This window comes from Labilibaculum sp., assembly GCF_963664555.1.
GTDB lineage: Bacteria > Bacteroidota > Bacteroidia > Bacteroidales > Marinifilaceae > Labilibaculum.
The window spans coordinates 3,878,734-3,898,200 of record NZ_OY761461.1; the positions used below are offsets into that span (position 1 = coordinate 3,878,734).

General features: G+C 37.3%; 9 protein-coding genes and 1 tRNA gene. All 10 read right to left on the reverse strand.

The window, feature by feature from the left end; all coding sequences use genetic code 11:
- Positions 1-31: 31 nt before the first annotated feature.
- Complete coding sequence (locus tag ACKU4N_RS15300; protein WP_321317802.1) at positions 32-2,200, reverse strand: glycoside hydrolase family 43 protein; 2,169 nt, start codon at positions 2,198-2,200, stop codon at positions 32-34.
- Positions 2,201-2,217: 17 nt separating this feature from the next.
- A complete protein-coding gene (locus ACKU4N_RS15305; RefSeq protein WP_321317804.1) occupies positions 2,218-4,179 on the reverse strand; it encodes an alpha-L-arabinofuranosidase family protein in 1,962 nt (653 codons plus the stop codon).
- A gap of 17 nt (positions 4,180-4,196) precedes the next feature.
- The gene (locus tag ACKU4N_RS15310) at positions 4,197-6,788 is read right to left on the reverse strand and encodes an alpha-L-arabinofuranosidase family protein (protein ID WP_321317806.1); all 2,592 of its coding nucleotides are present in this window, start codon (positions 6,786-6,788) and stop codon (positions 4,197-4,199) included.
- A 30-nt stretch (positions 6,789-6,818) separates the two neighbouring features.
- Entirely contained in the window at positions 6,819-8,183 is a 1,365-nt protein-coding gene (locus tag ACKU4N_RS15315; protein ID WP_321317807.1) for a beta-L-arabinopyranosidase, read from the reverse strand.
- A 489-nt stretch (positions 8,184-8,672) separates the two neighbouring features.
- Positions 8,673-11,045: a glycoside hydrolase family 31 protein gene (locus ACKU4N_RS15320; RefSeq protein WP_321317811.1), complete on the reverse strand. Its 2,373-nt coding sequence runs from the start codon at positions 11,043-11,045 to the stop codon at positions 8,673-8,675.
- A gap of 703 nt (positions 11,046-11,748) precedes the next feature.
- Positions 11,749-13,299, reverse strand: coding sequence for a RagB/SusD family nutrient uptake outer membrane protein (locus ACKU4N_RS15325; RefSeq protein ID WP_321317812.1), 1,551 nt, complete (start codon positions 13,297-13,299; stop codon positions 11,749-11,751).
- Between the two features lie 12 nt (positions 13,300-13,311).
- On the reverse strand, positions 13,312-16,641 hold the full coding sequence (locus ACKU4N_RS15330; RefSeq protein ID WP_321317813.1) for a TonB-dependent receptor: 3,330 nt from the start codon (positions 16,639-16,641) through the stop codon (positions 13,312-13,314).
- 126 nt (positions 16,642-16,767) lie between these two features.
- Complete coding sequence (locus ACKU4N_RS15335) at positions 16,768-17,793, reverse strand: FecR family protein (RefSeq protein ID WP_321317815.1); 1,026 nt, start codon at positions 17,791-17,793, stop codon at positions 16,768-16,770.
- A gap of 113 nt (positions 17,794-17,906) precedes the next feature.
- Positions 17,907-18,554 (reverse strand): RNA polymerase sigma factor, encoded by a 648-nt coding sequence (locus ACKU4N_RS15340; RefSeq protein WP_321317817.1) that lies wholly within the window; start codon positions 18,552-18,554, stop codon positions 17,907-17,909.
- A gap of 746 nt (positions 18,555-19,300) precedes the next feature.
- A tRNA-Leu gene (locus tag ACKU4N_RS15345) sits at positions 19,301-19,384 on the reverse strand.
- Between the last annotated feature and the right edge of the window lie 83 nt (positions 19,385-19,467).

Sequence of the window (19,467 nt, forward strand, 5' to 3'; positions counted from 1 at the left end):
ATTTGATAATTAAACACTCAGCAATCCATCCTTAATTAACAGCATCGATACCTGAAAGAGTTGGCTTTACTTCTTTTATACTTCCATCGGCATCAAATTCCAATTTATCAATACACACTTCGCGGTGAAATCCGCCGGCTCTTCCCATTGTGATTCCTTTCGGACGGGTAAAACGATGATATACCAAATACCACTCATCTTTGCCTGGAATTTGAATGGCTGAATTGTGTCCTGTGGCATAAATCTCCTGATCTTTATCTTGTTGGATTACAATGTTATTTTCTGGAATCGTCAATTTTCCCATCGGCGAATCTGAAGTTGCATAGCGCACTTTGTAATTCGGACTTCGGGTATCATCTTCCGACCACATAAAATAGTAGGTTCCATTGCGATAAATCACATAACTGCCTTCACGATAAGTGTTATCAACATTCATCAATTTTGTGGTTTTTTCGTTGATAGAAACCATATCATCATTCAATTCGGCTGCGGCCATATAACCATTCCCCCAATACAGGTAACTTTTGCCGGTTTTTGGATCGGTAAATACATCCGGGTCAATTTCCTGCCCATTTGTAATTCCTTTTGGCTTTTTATCAATTAATGCTTTTCCACTGTCAACAAACGGCCCCGTAGGGTTATCGGCTACAGCCACACCTATTTTTTGTGCTGCAGTAAAATAATAGAAATACTTGTACTGTCCGTCAATTTTCTTTTCGACAATACAGGGCGCCCAGGCATTTCGATTGGCCCAGCTAACATCTTTTTTCAGATCGATAATAACACCTTCGTCAGTCCAGTCAACTAAATTATCCGATGAAAACACACTGAATTGATAACCCGACCAGTTATTGAAACCATCGCTGGTTGGGTAAATGTAATATTTGCCTGTTTTCTCAGAATACAGAATGTCAGGATCGGCTTTGTAACCTTCTAAAACAGGGTTGTGATCTTCAGAAACCGATACCTCGAAGCTTTGACTTTCTTTTCCATCAATTTTAAACGTGTATTTCACCGATCCTTTCGAGAAATCCTGTGGCCCTTTGGGACTATAAGAGATTCCTGAAAAGGCTTTGAATTCTGGATCGAAATGATTCAAATCTGCTCCGGTTTGTACCGGCAAATAGATTGTTTTATCTTCACTTTTAAAACAGACATTGTTTTTCTTCAGCACTGGAGATTTAGCATCAACCAGTAAATCGTCGTAATTGCTGTAAGTTGATACCAGTAATTTTAATTCTTTATCAGTAATTGGCATCACCGTACCGTGTCTTGGGTGAAAGTTCATCGAAATATCCTGATCGATTACAGTAAAGTTTTTAAAATCTGTACTTTTTGTAAACTGATAACGCCCAAGTCCGTATACATCGTACATCAATATCCACTCATTGGAATTATTTAATTTAAATACACCAGAACCTTCAACATTTTCCGTTTCTCTGTCCACTCTATCTGTATTTACGAACTCATAACCTTCAGTCAATTTGTTTGAAACAGCCAATTTAATTCCAGGATCGCCACTTTCCGATTTGTGGAACAAATAAAATTCACCATCCTTTTTTATAATATCTGCATCAATACAAGCATTGTTTGTAGGATTAAAAAACAGCTGTTTGGGTGCTTCTTCCAAAGCCGTAAAATCGCTGTTGGCATAGGCATAATAAATTATATCAGGACCATCTTTCTGAATCATCGAAAAATAAACCATGTATTTGCCGGCTTCTTCGTCATAAATGGTTTGCGGAGCCCAAACTCGCCAGACATCGCCAAACTGATCAGGAAAAGCTTTGGGAATATTCACAACTGAAGAAGTCCAATTAATTAAATCGGTAGATTTCATCAGTACCATAGCATAATTTTTCCAACCCATTTCCGGCACATACAAATCGGTAGCTACCATATAAAAGGTTTTACCATCCTCACCTCGCAAAATATGCGGATCGCGCACACCACCCGAGGTACTGATTTGTTTTGAATCAATTACGGACTTATTATTATTGAGAGCCCGATAGTGATAACCGTCTTCACTTACTGCAAAATGAATGGCTTCTTCGCCGGGAGCATTACCTGTAAAATAGGCAAATAAATAGGCACTGGTATCATTTCCTGTTTTATCAGAGCTGCAGCCAAACAAGACACTGAATACAAAAAAACAGAGTCCGGGAATTGATATTAAGTGCTTTTTTAAGTTTGAAAACATATATTTCAAGTTTAGATTTATTGTTTAATTTTTAGACGGCACACATAAAAAGCATTGCCCATTACCGAAAGTTTAAAGCTGTTTTTTTCAGAGCTAATGGAATAATTTCCCGGTACAATTGCCAATGGAGCAGCCAATGTATTTTGTGAGTCAGGATTATTAGAATGCAGACAAGTTATTTTCACCTCTTTGTCTTCAAATGATTTTTTTAATCCATCCAGTTTGATATTTATTTCATGATTAACAGAAGATATATTTACCACTTTAACGATTATCTCTGAGTTTTCATGATCCAATACGGCACTTGCATACAAACTATCTTGTCCTGTAATGTTTTCATCCTTCGATTTTATTGAAAGCACGTTTGTTCCAGCATTTTTAGCATACATTTTTTGAACGTAATAGTTTGGAGTGCAAACAGCAGAAAGATTATCGAACCAGATCATATCCGGACGCCATTGCCATGCATCAACATGAGCGAATAACGGGGCGTAAGTTGCCATGTGAACGACATCAGCATTTCGCTCCAATCCTGTCATAAATGCCGCTTCAGCCAATGCTGCACGCAAATTATTTGCCTTATCCGTATCGTGTGCTGCATATTCACCGGCAAAAACTTTTGGCCCTTTTCGGTCATATGTATCATATCTCTTTGCATTCTTATAAAACCATTCAGGATTTTTGTAGTAATGCTCATCAACAAGATCAACTTTTAATTCTTTCATTTTAGGCCACAGGTATTCAAACTGCTTGCCGTCAGAAGAAGGACCGGAACCTCCAACAATTTTAATTTCAGGATGCTTTTCCCGTATTACTTTCACAAATTTCTCCAGTCGCTCTACATATACATCTCCCCATTGCTCATTGCCAATAGCAATCATTTTCAAATTAAATGGTTCGGGATGTCCCATTTCTGCCCGCATTTTTCCCCATTTAGTACTAACTTTCCCATTGGCAAATTCAATTAAATCGACAGCATCCTGAATATATGAATCAAGACTGTCAACCGCAACACACTCTTTACTTTCGTACTGACAAGCCAAACCGCAGCTTAATACAGGCAAAGGTTCTGCTCCAATATCCTCGCTAAGCAAAAAGTATTCAAAAAAGCCTAAACCGTAGCTTTGATAGTAATCCGGAAAGAAATGATATTTGAAAGTATAAAACCACCTGTTGATATTCAAAGGTCTGTTCTCAGCCGGACCAACACTATTTTTCCATTGATAACGGGTTTTTAAGGTATTTCCTTCAACAATACATCCACCAGGAAAACGTAAAACGCCCGGGTGCAAGTCATATAATGCCTGAGCAAGATCCTTGCGCAATCCATTTTTCCTGCCTTTCCATGTTTCTTTCGGAAATAGAGAAATGTGGTCTACATCAACTATTCCTGCTGTTTCCAAAATAAATCGGATTTTACCTTTTGCTTCAGTTTCCTTAGCTTTTATTGTACACGTATATTTTTTCCAGGCATTTCCTTGTACTAAAATTTCACTGGTTCCAATTGCAGCATTGCCGGCATTTAGTAATTCTACCTTAAATTTATTATCATCATTGCTAATTGATCTCGCATAAAATGAAAACAAATATTCATCATACTGATGAAATCCAATGCCTGTGAAACCGTTGTTTTCGAGTCCGGTTCCCGTTCTATGTCCTTTTTCGTTAAAACGGACATAATTTGGATTTTTATCGAAACAAGGCGATTCCTGCTGAACTTTTACATCACCAAAAGGGATCCACCCTAAAAATGGATGTTCAAATTCAAAAGAACGATTTTTAATAAGTTCGGCATAAAGTCCGCCATCGGCACCAAAGTTGATATCTTCGAAAAACACGCCGTACATTTCAGGCTGTATTTCTGCACCAACATTCTTTACATCAATCACAAAATTATTCTGAGCGAAGATCGAAAAACAAGGTAGAATGAAGAGTGATATAAATATCAACGGCCTTTTAATCTGTTTTTTTAATTTCATTTTAGTAAACATTATTTTTATTCTGATTTAATTCGAATGATAGAGAAGGAGTGCGCAGGTATATGATAATTAAACTGTTTATTGATAACCATTGAACTTTTTACCGGGGTGCAGTTTTCGTTGATAAGTTCACCCTTTAAAATTGTTACAACTGCTTCTGTTTCTTTTATCTGAAGTTGTTCCAAATTAATCGTTGAGTTCACTTCAACCGGCAACAGGTTAGTTAGTTTCAAAATGTAATCACCTGTTTTACTATCGTGCACCAGCGATGAAATTATTCGTTTTTTTAGTTCCTTCCGGTTATCAGACAAAGTAATTGTTGAAGGAATATATTCATCGCCTGAATTTTGACCATAAAGCTTTTGTATGTAATAATCAACCGTAGGCTTCACTTCTGTGTTGTTGAAATAAATCAGATCCGGATTCCATTGTGTATGTCCTTCTTTGGCCAGTAACGGTGCAAAAGATGTCATACTAACCACATCGCCGTTGCGTTCAACGTTACTCAGGTGCAATGCTTCGCAAAGGGCTGTTTCGATATTCATTTTACGGCCGGCTATGTGTGCTGCATATTCTCCTAAATAAACTTTGGGTTTGGAACGGTCATATTTGTCGTAATAGTTTTGATTATTTAAGAACCAGCCAGGAGACTGATAGTAGTGTTCGTCTACCATTGGAACATTTAATTTTGCAGCCAATTCCCAGCCTTCTCTGTAATCGGTACCCATATAAGTTGGGCCAACAGTACCAATCACTGTGATTTCAGGATATTTTTCCTGAATAGCTTTGAAAATCATGGTAAAACGTTCCTCGAAAATATCAGTAATCAGATCTTCATTTCCAATTCCAATGTATTTCAGATTAAAAGGCTGAGGATGTCCGGCTTCAGCTCTTCGTTTTCCCCATGTGGTATTTTTATCCCCATTGGCCCATTCAATCAGGTCGAGAATTTCCTGCACATAATCACCCATGTCGCACATTGGAATGCCGCCTTGTTGTCCGTCTCCTCCGGTTGCGGAGTTCTGACAGGGCACACCTGCAGCCAGCACCGGCAATGGTTCAGCCCCGGTATCTTCACAATACTGAAAATATTCAAAATAGCCCAAGCCTGCAGTTTGATGATACCCCCAGATATTCCGTTGCGGCATCCGGGCTTCCAGCGGGCCAATCGTGTTTTTCCAGCGATAGATGTTGTCGAGACCGTCGCCATGTGCTACACAACCACCCGGAAAACGAATGAAGCGAGGATGAATATCAGCAATTGTTTGAGCCAAATCTGCCCGCAAGCCGTTCTTTCTCCCTTTGAATGTATTCTTTGGAAAAAGAGAAACCATATCCAATGCCACTTTGCCCGTAAATTGCGGAACTATTTCCAGATGAGTTTTATCACAATCACCGTTTGCAATGATCACAAATTCCTGTTTTTTCCAATCAGCACTAATGCTTTTGCTGAAAGCTCCAGCATATACTTTCCCGTTTTCATCCACCAAACGAATCAGCAATTTACCTTTAGCCCCATCCAATCCGCGAACAAAAACAGAAAAATTGTATTTATCACCGGCTTTCAGAGGAATGCCATCAAAACCTTCGTTAACCAAGGCCTCCCCCTGCTTTTTAATTGATAAAACAGCGTAGTGTTTTTGATTGGGGTGGATTGGAGTGACCGTATCAATATTGAAGCTGTTTTTATCACCGGTGAAATTCCATGCAGTGGTACTATTCCAATTCTTGTCATGCCCTTCTCTGTCACTAAGAGCATATTCAAATCCACGGTTTTGAACTAATTCGGCATACAAACCACCGTCGGCAGCATAATTGATGTCTTCAAAAAATATTCCAATCAATAAATCACTAATGGACTTGCTTTTTTCCAAATCGATGGAAATTTCAGCATCCAGCGCTTTTAATGATTTGAATCGTTGAGAATCTTCACTCAGACTTTCATTTCTTTGTTGTTCATGGTACTGACTCCATTCATAATGTTTAATCAAACCATCAATTGTTTTCCATGATGTTTTTTGAATGATACCTGTTTGTTTTTCACCATCAATCATAACAACAACGCGGTCGTTTAAACGATCACTTTCGCTTCCTTCAACTGTCGTTGTATAGGTTTTAAAATCTGTAGTCGTTGTTTTATATACCTTTTGACTTCCATCCTGATCGCTCAGCCAGCTAATCAGATAATTTCCTGAACCAGTCTGAAAGGAAATTTCCGGCAAAAGAACATTGCCTTTGTCCATTACATAGGGATAGGCTTGTCTGCCCCAGGTAAATAAATCACTTGTGGCTGCATGTGCAAACTGCCCGACTTCTTCATTTAAAGTCCAAATGCAGTGCCACTGTTCCTTCTGATCCAGAAAAACATAGGGTGTGATCAATCTTTTTTGACTTCCCCAACGTCCAAAATCACTGAAAAGGAATCTATATTCCGGACCAATGCCATGCCAGTTTTTTTTATCAGTACTCCAGGCATAATGCAATCCGTTGCTGCCGTTATTTTTAACTGTAGCATAAGAAAACACATAAGCTGAATCGGGTTCGTTAGCGAACACGGTCTGAAATAACGATAAAACAATCAAGCTCAGCAATAAATAAAATCGTTTCATAGAGTATTATGTTTCTGTCTTAAAATTATTTTACTGTCTTAATTTGAACAATCCACAAGCATGAGCAGCTAATTCACGGCCAAATGTATCCGAAGTCGTACTGATTTCTTCGCCCGTCCACAAATTAATCACCTTACAGTTTGAATTTACACCAATTTCATTTAGCTCAACAGCAACTTCCACAGGTGAATCTGAAATATTGAAAAGGGCAAGATAAATATCACCGGTAATGGAATTTTTAGAAGTAATGGCAAGCTTTCCATCCTTTTGAAAAAGTTGACGTACATTACTTCCTTCACGGTGCATTTCCAATACTTCCTGGTTCGTCAACAAGGAAAGTGTAAACTCATCATTACTTGGAAGATCACCTCCAAACATTAACGGCGACTTGAAAATTGTGAACAAAGTCATTAGTGTGTATTGCTCATCCATACTCAAACGGGTCATGCGGTCATTTCCACGCTCCCCGCGAATAGAGATGCGTCCCAATGGAATCATATCGCAATCGGGCCAGGTTCCAGGTGCAATGTAAGGATACCATTTTTGACAAATATCCATTAGATGGGTGATGTGTGCCCAGGTATCCCAAACATCATCAACCATTCGCCACATATTGGCATGATTTTGCACATGTTCCCCTGCTTCAATGGGTGTTTCTCCGGGGGAAGTGCTAAGGACAATCGGACGGCCACAGTGATCAATCGCTTTGCGAATCAGTTCAATTTCTCCTTGATGATACGGGCGTGACAAGTCATCAATTTTGATAAAATCAACACCCCATTCGGCATACAATTCAAAAATTGAGTTGTAATATTCCTGTGCACCTGATTTATCTGCTATAATCGTATAATTGTCCTTCAACCATTCACACTGTAGTTCTGTGGAATAGATCTGATCAGCTGTAATACCGTCTGTTCCTTTAATTGGCAATTTATTTTCTACAGCCACTTTCGGTATGCCACGCATGATATGAATCCCAAATTTTAAGCCTTTATTATGAATGTAATTTGCTAATTCTTTAAACCCTTTACCTTCTTTTGCTGAAGGAAACCGATTTACCGCAGGTTGGTAACGTCCGTATTCATCAATCACATAACGCGGATCTGTTTGGTTGTATCCTCCTGCTTTGTCATTTTCGACAAACCAGCGAATGTCCACCACAATGTATTCCCAACCATAAGCTTTTAGCTTTTCAGCCATATAGCCGGCATTGGCTTTCACTTCATGTTCTTCAACGGTTGGTCCATAACAATCCCAACTGTTCCAACCCATAGGTGGAGTTTGCGCCCAGGATTTAAATTCGTTTTTATTGAAGGTTTTAATCGCCTTTTTAGGTTGGCAGGAAGCAAAGAAAGCCAGTATAAAAATGGATAAGAAAAAAATAGATGATCTCATTTCAGTTTTGGGTTTAGGTTCTATTAAATTGTAAGGTTCAAAATAAAAGTACAAAATACGTTTTCTTCAATATCTGCACAACTTTAATTGGATGTTCTTCAGAATAAAGAAAAGAATCAATGCAAAAATCTAAATGGTACTCTGAATATGCCATATCTACAGTGTCCATTTAAGATCAATTTCCACTATTCGAAAAACAAAAAAGTCACCTAATCAAAAATAGCTACATGTAAACATATTAATATTCACAAATTCTATAAACGTTAAGAACACTTTTAAACAGATCACCAAATTCTTCTCTATCTCCATATTTCATTATTTCAACAGATAAATAATCTATATGATGAAATAATGAAGTCACCTGTTAATTTCCCAAAAGAGAATTAGACTTTAAATCAAACCCCGAAAGAAAAAACCACAGAAAAATCCTCCTGCTATACAGGCTTGTTTGGAAAATTTCTGCGGTTTGTATTCATATTAAACAATGATTTAAAGTTTTTCTGACAGAGCTTTACCGATGTATGTTACTGTTCTCACAGGAGTATTTTCAGCCAAACCAGTTCCTGAAATTGAATTCACCAAAACCAAACGAAACTGACGTTCAGACAACATGCCTGAGAATTCTCCCTTTCGGTCTGAAATACTCAATGTTTGCTGTGCGTCGTCCCATTTGAAAGAAATAGTTGAATAAGCTCCTTTTTCGTAATTGTAGTTGTCTCCTTCATCTTCATACAAAGTAAATTCACCATCAGCACCGGGATAAATACGAATCTCCAGATCGTCCCACTTTTTCTCTGATGCATATTGAACTTCAGGGCCCCATGGTAAAATAGAACCTGCTTTCACATACAATGGGATCAGATCAATTGGTGCTTCTCGGTTTATTTCCTGACCGCCAGCCAATTTCTCGCCTGTCCAAAAATCAAACCATTCAGTCCCGGCAGGCAGATAAATCCGGCGACTATCGGTTTTACTAAAATTACTGAAAACCTTATCATTATTTTTACCGGTATACATGGGTTTTATAACAGGTGCTACCAACAGAGACTGACCAAATACATATTCATCATTCAAATCAGCAACCTTTTTATCATCAGGGAAAAGCAAGGGCAGCGCATACATAAACGAACCTGAATTGCTGGTTACCTGCCAAGCTGTTGAATACAAATAAGGAAGCATTCGGTAACGCAGCTTAATCATCTTTTCAATGGCATCAAAAGCCCAATCTCCTCGTTTACCAAACTGATAAATTTCACGAGGAATATCTGTTCCATGCGAACGCATCATTGGAGTTAAGGCACCGAACTGAGCCCAACGAACATAAAGCTCCTGATATTCAGGATTTTTAGCACCACCGTCTTTATTGTATCTGCCGGCAAAGAAACCTCCAATGTCTGCATTCCAATATGGTACACCACTCAATGAGAAGTTTACGGCAGCCGGAATTTGTTTTCCCAGATTTTCCCAACTCGAACCGGTATCTCCCGACCATGAATTGGCGCCATTTCGTTGCTGTCCGGCAAATGATGAACGGGTTAAAATATACACCCGCTTTTCAGAGGTCGTTTCCCGTTGATGATCGTAAATTCCTTTGGTATGTTCCAGAGAAAAAGCATTAGACACCGATTGGTATGACCCAAGAAAAGTAGGTTCTACAAAATCGCTCTCTTTCACATTAATATGGTCAGGTTCTGTAGAATCAAGCCACCAGGCATCTGTTCCAATCGAGAATACACCCTTGTTCAAATAATCCCAATAAATATCGCGGGCTTCCGGGTTATAAACATCATAAGGTTTAACACCTCCATTGGGTGGCCAAGTATCAAAATTTATTAGCATGCCTTTCGACTCAAATTCTTTGTATTGCTTGGTTAACGGACCAAATCCCGGCCATGCAACCACCATCAGGTGACCGTTCATTCCGTGAACCTGATCAGCCATGACTTTCGGGTTAGGATATTCAATTGGTTTCCAAGTCATGGCATTCCACATACTGTCTTTGCCCCAGTATTGCCAATCCTGAATCATTCCGTCAATCGGAACCTGCAATTTTCTGTATTCTTTCAATACATTTACCAGCTCGTCCTGAGTTTTATAGCGTTCTTTGGATTGCCAATATCCAAATGTCCATAATGGCATCATGGGCGCCTGACCTGTTAAGTCTCGCATTTGTGCCACTGCCTTTGTTCCTATCCCTGAATACATGAAATAATAATCGGCACAATCACCAATTGCCTCAAACGAAGTTTCTTCATCATTATCTACAAAAGTGTTTACGGCATAATTATCCCAATAAAGAGCATAACCTTTTGAGGAATAGAAGTAAGGGATCGTAATATTCAGATTTGAATTCTTCATTTCGAGGGTTTGGCCTCTTTGCATCAGCTTGCCATTTTGAATCTGCCCAAGTCCGTAAAGTGCTTCATCATTTTCCAATGCAAAGGCTTGTTTTACCGTGAAACTGGCTTTGCCGGCATCATCAAACGGAGTAAATCTGGAACCAGCTTCTTTTTCTGTCAGCAATTCATTTCCGTTCAGGTCAGCAAATTCAATCTTACCACTTACAAGATCGAGGGTCAGCTGAAGTGCGCTGCTTTTTACAGTAATCAACTGATCTGTTTTATTTATTTCCAGTAGTTGTGCTTCCGGCGATTTAATTACCGAAAGAGATTTTTTTTCGAAATTGAAGCCTTGCTTCGATTTGATAATCCTAACAATTTCAGGTGAGAAAAACTGTACTTCAATCTCAGTTGAGTCAATTGCAGCTTTTATTCCAAATTGAGTTTTCTCATATCCGTCAGGAGCGCAAGAAGCCATCCATATGGACAAGCAAATAAAAGACAGGTAAATAATTTTTCGCATAATTTGTTTCTTTGAGTTACTATTGGTTTTTTGGTTGCAGCAGCTTGTTGGACAAACGAATTAAAAACAGATAGCGAGAAACTGTATTTAACAGATTCAGCTGAAAGTATTGCTTTAAGAGTGAATTTTTCTCGCAGAAATAACATTTCCATTACAAATATTTACCATACGACCTGTCCATTAGTTTTGATTTATTCACACTTTCAAAAAAAAGGTTTAAAATACTTTTTAATATACGAATTCCGAAAATAAATAAAAAATATAGGAAGTTGCCACACAGGGAGGTCAAATTATTGCTTATAATTTGGAGATGCGTATTATACACCATGCGACAACCAATACAGACCTTACCATTTAAATTTACAAATTGATTTTCTGAAATGTGTATTTTAGGAATTTGCAAGTTTTAAGCGAACCCATTTGTGAATTTCCCCTCATTAATCGATGTTTTTGTCGAAATGTTTTTTTATTCGACAATAAAAGTGTTATTCACAATTAAAATCTATACTTATTAATTTCGATTCATATCTATTTTAAAATTCCCGGAAATTTGATTTTAAAAAAATGAAATAGATTCCATTTGCAAATCTTGTCAGTGGTTTATTTTGTGGATCAATAAGAACCAAAAAGCGTAAGAATTAGTTCAAAAACAAAAGCCAAGATCTTAAAAAAGACCTTGGCTTAGCCTTATTAATTGATATTTTTAATACCCAGGATTATTCGGGAGTAAATTTTCATTAATATCAATGTCTCCTTGAGGTACTGGCCACAACCACCCCTTGCTTGCATTAAAGTTTATAGTAGTTATCTTAATCTGTTCGAACACCCATTTAGTTGGGTCTGCAGGGTCAGATAATTTCGATTTGTCATAACCATACACATCATGTACTAAGGATTCATCTTTCCAACGCAGCATATCTGCATACCGTGTTCCCTCCATGCAAAATTCGACTCTTCTTTCATGTCTTACTATTTCACGAAGTTGAGTTTGGTTAAGCCCGGTTCCTTCAACAGATTCAACAGCAGGCATTCCCACTCTTGCACGAACAGCATCAATCAGGTCATAAATTTCCTGATCCGTACTACCAGATTCGATTAGCGCTTCAGCACGCATCAGGCAGATGTCTGCATATCGCATCAAGATCGTATTCAGGGTACTGGTGTTGACGTCGGCAACTCCATACTCCGCATACTTACGTGGTTTGGCGCCACAAGGGTATTCAGCATAACTGGCAGGAATAAAAGTAGCATCGCCATATGTTGAACCCGGAAGAACTACAGTACTAGCAAGTCTTGGATCTCTGTTTGTATAAGGATCCTGATCGTTGTAACCGGATGTTGCATCTGTTATCGGCAACCCATTGGTCATGTAATATGAATTAATCATATCGGCTGTAATGTTCGACGTTTGCCAGGTACCCAGAACAAATGGCTCTGCCGGCCATGGTTGGGGTTGATTTGTTGTGTATTGAATATCAAAAATAACTTCACTATTATTCTCCTTGGCTTCTGTGAAAAGACCAGAGTAGTCTGAGAAAAAATCATAAACCTCAAGATCCATAACATCCTTAGCTGCTTGTGCAGCCTCATCCCATTGTTCATTATAAAGCAAGATTTTTGCTTTATAGGCCAATGCTGCACCTTTAGTCGCACGTCCTACCTCAGAATAAGATTTTGGTAATACAGCGATAGCATCAGTAAAATCAGAAAGAATTTGAGTAAGAACTTCACTTTTAGCATTTCGTGATACGTAGGCTTCATCAAGTGTCAGCACTTCGGTTATAAGTGGCACATCTCCAAAAAAAGTAATTAAATCAGAATAGGCATAAGCTCGTAAAAATTTTGCTTCCGCCACCATCTGAGTTCGCACTTCGTCGCTTACCGGAGCTGTATTGATGTCTTTCATAAATTGATTTGCCCTGGTAAGGATTTTATAATCTTGTTGCCATTTTGCATTCGGAGCCCAGCTGTTTGAATTGGTACTCCATGAGCCAATTTCATTTGAACCCTGCCATGCTGCCTGACAATAACCGTTATCCGACATAAATTCAAACTGATAAAAATGAGTCGGTGTGGCATTTGGCTGAATGGCATTGTAAATACCCATTAGTGCCATTTTAGCCTGGGTTTCGTTTTTATAGAATGTGGTAGGGGACAACCTATCAAGAGGCGTTTTATCAAGAAAATCGTCTGAACAACCAAACAAAACTGATAAAAGAAAAAATATAGTAATGATTTTATTTGTATTTTTCATCGTTAGGATCTTTTAAAAGTTAACATTTATACCCATAGTCATCACACGAACCTGAGGAAAAGCCTCAGCTCTGGTTTGATCAACTTTTTGCTCAGGATCAAAACCTTTAAAATTCGTGATGGTAAAAGCATTTTGGATACTTCCATAAATTCGTACGGAACCTAATCCAATTCGGGAAACAATTTCAGGACTAAGGGTATACCCCAATTCAATATTCTTCAAACGGAGGTAGGATGCATCTTCCACATAGAAAGACGAATGAACATTCGTACGATATTCGTCTAAAGTTACCCGTGGCATAGTGTTGGATGGATTTTCAGGTGTCCATCTGTCTTTCCACCATGAGCCTAGATTGGCAACACCACTAAATGGCGTAGCAATTTCATAATAAAAATAGCCATCAATGCCTTGTACACCTTGAAAGAATGCACTAAAATCAAATTGTTTCCATTCCAAATTTAGGTTCAACGAATAAGTAAGATCCGGGAACTGTTTCCCAATTACTGTTCTGTCGTTATTCTGATCTACAACGCCATCGCCGTTAAGGTCTCTAAACTTAATGTCTCCCGGCTGCGCAACATAGTTTGAAACAGAAACAACACCAGGCTTTAAAGTATACGTACTTCCATCATAGTCAAAATCAGAGACCTGATAAATTCCATCCATCTTGTAGCCATAAAATGAATTAATGGCGTCCCCCACTTTTTGAGCCTTGGGAGAAGTAAGTTTCTCCGGATCCATTTTTGTAATTTTATTTACAACGTGAGATGCGTTAAACGTAGTACGGAACTTAAGACCATTTGAAAACGTTTTCCGGTAGGTTAAAGAAGCTTCAATTCCCTTATTCTGAACTTCACCGGCATTTACGAAAGGTGCATTCAATTGCATAGTCCATGGAATTTGTCGATCTAAAAGTAAACCTTTTGTTTTTTTGTCAAAATAATCAACGGTCAGTTCCATGCCATTTCTCAATGTCATATCTATACCAAAATTCAATTGTTCTGATGTTTCCCATGATAAATCTTTATTGATCATATCTTCTAAAGCCACACCTGAATATAGGGCACCTCCAAGCGAATAATCTTTACCTGACTGCAAGATATCACTCCCGTTATAATAGTTTGGTATTTTCTCATTTCCAAGCTGTCCCCAAGAGGCACGTAGCTTCAAGAAATTAAGCCAATTAGCATCTTGCATAAAATCTTCTTTCGAAATAATCCAACCTCCTGAAAAAGATGGAAACGTTCCCCACTGATTTCCTGAAGCAAATCGCGAAGATCCATCTCTTCTAATGTTAGCTTCAAACAAGTACTTGTTATCAAATACATAATTTATACGCCCGAAGTAGGATCGCAAACCAAGGTCGTAACTCCCGGCATTATTTTTCTGAGTAGCAGCATCGCCAAGATTGAGTACTCGCTGGTCATTGTTAACAAAGTTTTTTCGATAGCCACTTTGCCAATCGTAAGTAAACTCTTCTTCAGAATAACCGGCTAACAATTTTAACTCATGTTTTCCAAATATTTTGTTGTATTTCAATAAAGAAGTCAACATTGTCTGAACATCTGTATTATTACGAACATCCAAATCTGATGATTCTGTTTTTGAACTTCCGTCCTTATTTGCTAATACTACATTCGCATTAAAACGGTTCCCGTTTGATGTAACAACATTATATCCATATGTAACCTGCGCACTTAAATCTTTAGCAATTTCATATTCAGCTTCAACCTGCCCACTAAAATTATAGCGTTTCGTTTCTGCTGTACTACCAGTTTTAATTTCGGCATAAGGATTTAATTCCCCGTTTACGCTCATATACTCTCCTTCTGCGTTTTTAAGGGGATATATTGGGGCGAGTGTGGCATACCATGTAGCATTCCAAACACTGGTAGGCTCACCTTTAACACCAAGGTTACCAGCCAATTTAGTAGACAGCCTTAATTTTTTATCTTTTAAGAAAAAAGCATCTATGTTCGAACGAAAATCGGTCTTTTTGTAACTGGTTGCTACCATAATACCATCTTGATTTAAATGCCCAAGCATAAACGCGTACTGCACATTCTCATTACCACCAGACATATTTACACGATGATTCTGTGTATTTGCCTGACCATAGTACACTTTAAAATAATCAATATCAGGATACATTGGGTCATTGTGTGCTGCATACTTTTGAATATCTTCATCGGTGTAATTTGGAACACTTCCTGAATTTGCCGATGCCTCGTTACGAAGTGTGGCATATTCTACCGAATTTAAAACACTTGGCAAACGGGTTGCTTTCTGTACGCCAAAATAGCCGTTATAGCTCACTTTCATCTTGCCGGCAGTTCCTTTTTTTGTGCTAATCAAAATAACTCCATTGGCAGCCCTGTTTCCATAAATGGAAGAAGATGCTGCATCTTTTAATACTGATATTGATTCAATGTCAGTTGCATTAACATCAGACATATTGCCAGGAAATCCATCAATCAGTACCAATGGTGAATTATCAGTCCATGTTCCAACACCTCTAATGGAAATAACCGCATCATCATCTCCTGGTTTTCCTGAACTTTGCAAAGCATATACTCCAGAAACAGTACCTTGTAAAGCCAAACTGGCATTAGTCAAAGGTCTGCTTTCCATATCCCCCATCTGAACACTTCCTACGGCTCCAGTCAAATTTGCTTTTTTCTGTGTGCCATAACCAACAGCTATCACTTCATTCAACCCGATTGTTTCTTCGGTTAATGTTACATTAACGTTTGCACTTCCATCAAAAGAAATTTCCTGCGATTTCATTCCAATAAATGAATACACAAGAATTGCGTCAGCTGGAACATTTAAAAGAACATAATTTCCGTCAATATCGCTTATTGTACCGTTTGTAGTACCTTTTACAAGTACAGTTGCTCCTGGTAGTGGAATACCGGAAGAGTCTTTGATTTTTCCAGAAACTGACTTTTGCTGCAAGTTGTTTTTTTCTTTTCCCTCACTGTTCACCAGCAGGATATGACGATCGAGAATCGAATAAGAAACATCAGTATCTTCAAATAGTTTATCCAATACCTGATCAATCTTGATTTCTTCGACCTTGATATCTACCTTACGGCTAACATCAATTAAATCATTGTTATACATAAAAAAGTACTCCGAGTTACTTTCTATTTGGTCGATAACTTCTTCCACACTTACATTCTTCATGTCTAATGTGATTTTAGCCAACTGAGCGTAAGATTTAATCGCGAACGTTTGCGATATAGAAACAAATAAGATAAAAATGGTTAAACGCATAATCTTAAGCATTTTTAACAAGCCATTGTCTTCCAACAGCCTGCAGGTTTTGTTTTTTTTCATAAATTTGTAATTAATGGATTTACTACTTCTTAAAGTTAAATTCTAATTAATCGACAGGGCAGGTAGTGCAAATACCTCCCTGTTTTTTTTATAACATTGTCATAGGCATTTTTTTTGTTTTATATTTTATTTTAACCACATTTCTATTTTCTTTTTTAGGAAAGTGCTGTCTGGTTGTTGTAGTCTTTTGTGAATTTTATACTGTATGGGAGCCACAGTTGATAACATTTTGCAAATATCTTCGAGATTTTCGTCCTGAAAAGTTGCCCTGAATATTGAAGCCTTTAATGAATCGCCATGCAGAATTATTTCGGCATTATATCTTCGTTCCAGTCTTTTTGCTATTTCTGCCATAGTAGCATTCTTAAATACCAGCAATCCTTCCTTCCAACTTGTGTAGCTTTTTGCGTCAATGTTTGATTTAACAAGTTCCTTTGTTGATTTATCATACACCAATTGTTGATTAGGCTCAAGTTCCCCTTTCACACTTTCATCTTTGCCAAGCACAATTACTTTTCCTCTTTCCAGGATAACCCCGGTAGTTATATCATCATCATATGCATTCACATTAAACTGAGTACCAACCACCTCAACATTAAAATAGGGTGTCAGTACCCTAAATCCATCCGAATTGATATGCACAACATCAAACCAGGCTTCACCGGACATCTCAACTTTCCGATTCTGTGCAAAATTGACTGGATATTTAATGGAGGATCCGCTATTCAGCCATCCTTGAGTTCCATCCGGCAACTGAAATTTCACTCGTGATCCAATTGGAGAATGAATTTCAGCCCAGGATTCAATCTTTCCATGAGAATTAATTGAAACGTACGATAAAACACAAATGGTAATTAAAGCAGGAATCAATAAAACAACGGCAATTTTTGAGAATACATTGTAAAACGACTGAAAGACACTTTCTTTTATTTTGCCCGTACTGTTTATATGATCATGCAAGCGGTTCAAAATTCCATCCAAACGTTCCTTGTTATCCTCAGTCGGTTTCGTTTCATTCCACTCCTCTTCCATATGTTTCTTCAACTCTTCATGACACTCTTCATTTTTGAAATAAGAGGATATGGACAAATAGTCATTGAATGAATATTTACCCGATAAAAAGCGATTTAATTTTTCCCTATTTGTTTGCATGATATCTATAATGTCCATTTAAGCGAAAAATCCACTATCCGAAAAGGTGAAAAAATGACAAAAAAAATAAATAAAATACATATATACCTAAATGCCAGTGAATTAAATTCTCATTAAATCGAAACAAAAAAAGCAAAAAAGAGTACTCCTGCCAATTTTCTTTTAGAAAGTTCTTTTAGAATTTGCTTCTGAGCAGAAGCAAGCTGATTTTCTACGGTATTAGGAGAGATTTCAAGTTCTTCGGCAATTTGTTTAATTGAAAGCCCGTAATACTTCCTTTTGATAAAAATTTCTTTTCTCCTTTCTGGTAAAGCATCAATAACCAGCTCCACCTTTTCAAGAAAAAATTTATAATCTATGGTCTTGTCCAGATTATTTTCCTCTTTAAGCAAAGAATAAATCAAATCATCTTTAAAAGCATTATCCTTAGATTTTTTAATAAAATATTTCTTAATAATATTATAGGCTATTGTGAAAATATAAGCATTGAAAGAATGTTCAGGTTTTAAACCATCTCTTTTATCCCAAACATAAAGAAATACTTCCTGCACAACTTCCTCTGCTTCTTCTTTCGACTTTAAATACTTAACAGCAAAATTAAATAAAAGTGAAGAATACTTTTTAAACAAATCATCAAATGCATTTGCATCCCCACGCTTCATTTTTTTTACAGAAAAATAATCTATATGCTGAATTGATGAACTCATTATTTGCTGTTTTTTTTCAAAATATCGTTTTAAAGATAAAATAAAAACATACAACTCAAGGAATAGCCAAGCAAAAAAGAATCAATTCTGTGTTTTTAAAAGTATTTTAGTAACTTAATAAATAATACTATTCATTTAACTACTTTCAGACTTATGAAACACTTCCAATAATGATGAAATTGTATTTTTTATCCTTTCTGACTATTTCAATTTGCTGAAAGTAAAACCCTTGCATAGACACAGACTTAAGATATGATTATTTAATAATTATGAAAGAAGAACATTTTCAAGAGAGTTTAAACTGAATTATTTTCTATAAGTTCACAAGGAATAAGTACATTAGAAGAGGTCTTTAAAAATCCGATCATTGAATCAAAGATCTTTCCTGAAGCTTTCCTTCAGTCAATAAATAATCGGTAAATTGCCTTGCTGTTTTAGGAATAAAAGCACGTCTTCTAAAAAAAACATGTAAGGTCTTGTGATTATATTCCTTTTCAGTTTCATCAATAAATGGATTCAACTCCTCTTTTGTCTTTAACAAGCAAAGGACAACATAGAAAAGTTCATTCTATTATACGATCTTATTTTGATTTGTGGTGATTGATATCTCATTGAAATATCACTTGTGTTGGATCGTAAATCGGAAGGCAAAAAACCATAATTTTCAGTTTTTCAGGCTATTGAATATCATTTAGGCTCTGATTTTCAAAAAAAATGATTGAACTTTTGATTGAACCTAATGCCTGTACGTTTAGAAACGTCTTATAAACAGAGGGTTACCCCTCTGCTTTTTTCATATGTGCCCAGAACAAGACTCGAACTTGCACGACCATGCGGCCACCAGCCCCTCAAGCTGACGCGTCTACCAATTCCGCCACCTGGGCAAGGGCTAGCAAAATTAACAAAAAAGATACAAATGCAAAACCAAATCACACATTCATGAAATTTCTTCAAAAAATTGATCACC

Coding starts and splice junctions, on each gene's coding strand:
- ACKU4N_RS15300 (WP_321317802.1), bottom strand. CDS start 2,200: ATGTTTTCAAACTTAAAAAAGCACTTAATATCAATTCCCGGACTCTGT.
- ACKU4N_RS15305 (WP_321317804.1), bottom strand. CDS start 4,179: ATGAAATTAAAAAAACAGATTAAAAGGCCGTTGATATTTATATCACTC.
- ACKU4N_RS15310 (WP_321317806.1), bottom strand. CDS start 6,788: ATGAAACGATTTTATTTATTGCTGAGCTTGATTGTTTTATCGTTATTT.
- ACKU4N_RS15315 (WP_321317807.1), bottom strand. CDS start 8,183: ATGAGATCATCTATTTTTTTCTTATCCATTTTTATACTGGCTTTCTTT.
- ACKU4N_RS15320 (WP_321317811.1), bottom strand. CDS start 11,045: ATGCGAAAAATTATTTACCTGTCTTTTATTTGCTTGTCCATATGGATG.
- ACKU4N_RS15325 (WP_321317812.1), bottom strand. CDS start 13,299: ATGAAAAATACAAATAAAATCATTACTATATTTTTTCTTTTATCAGTT.
- ACKU4N_RS15330 (WP_321317813.1), bottom strand. CDS start 16,641: ATGAAAAAAAACAAAACCTGCAGGCTGTTGGAAGACAATGGCTTGTTA.
- ACKU4N_RS15335 (WP_321317815.1), bottom strand. CDS start 17,793: ATGCAAACAAATAGGGAAAAATTAAATCGCTTTTTATCGGGTAAATAT.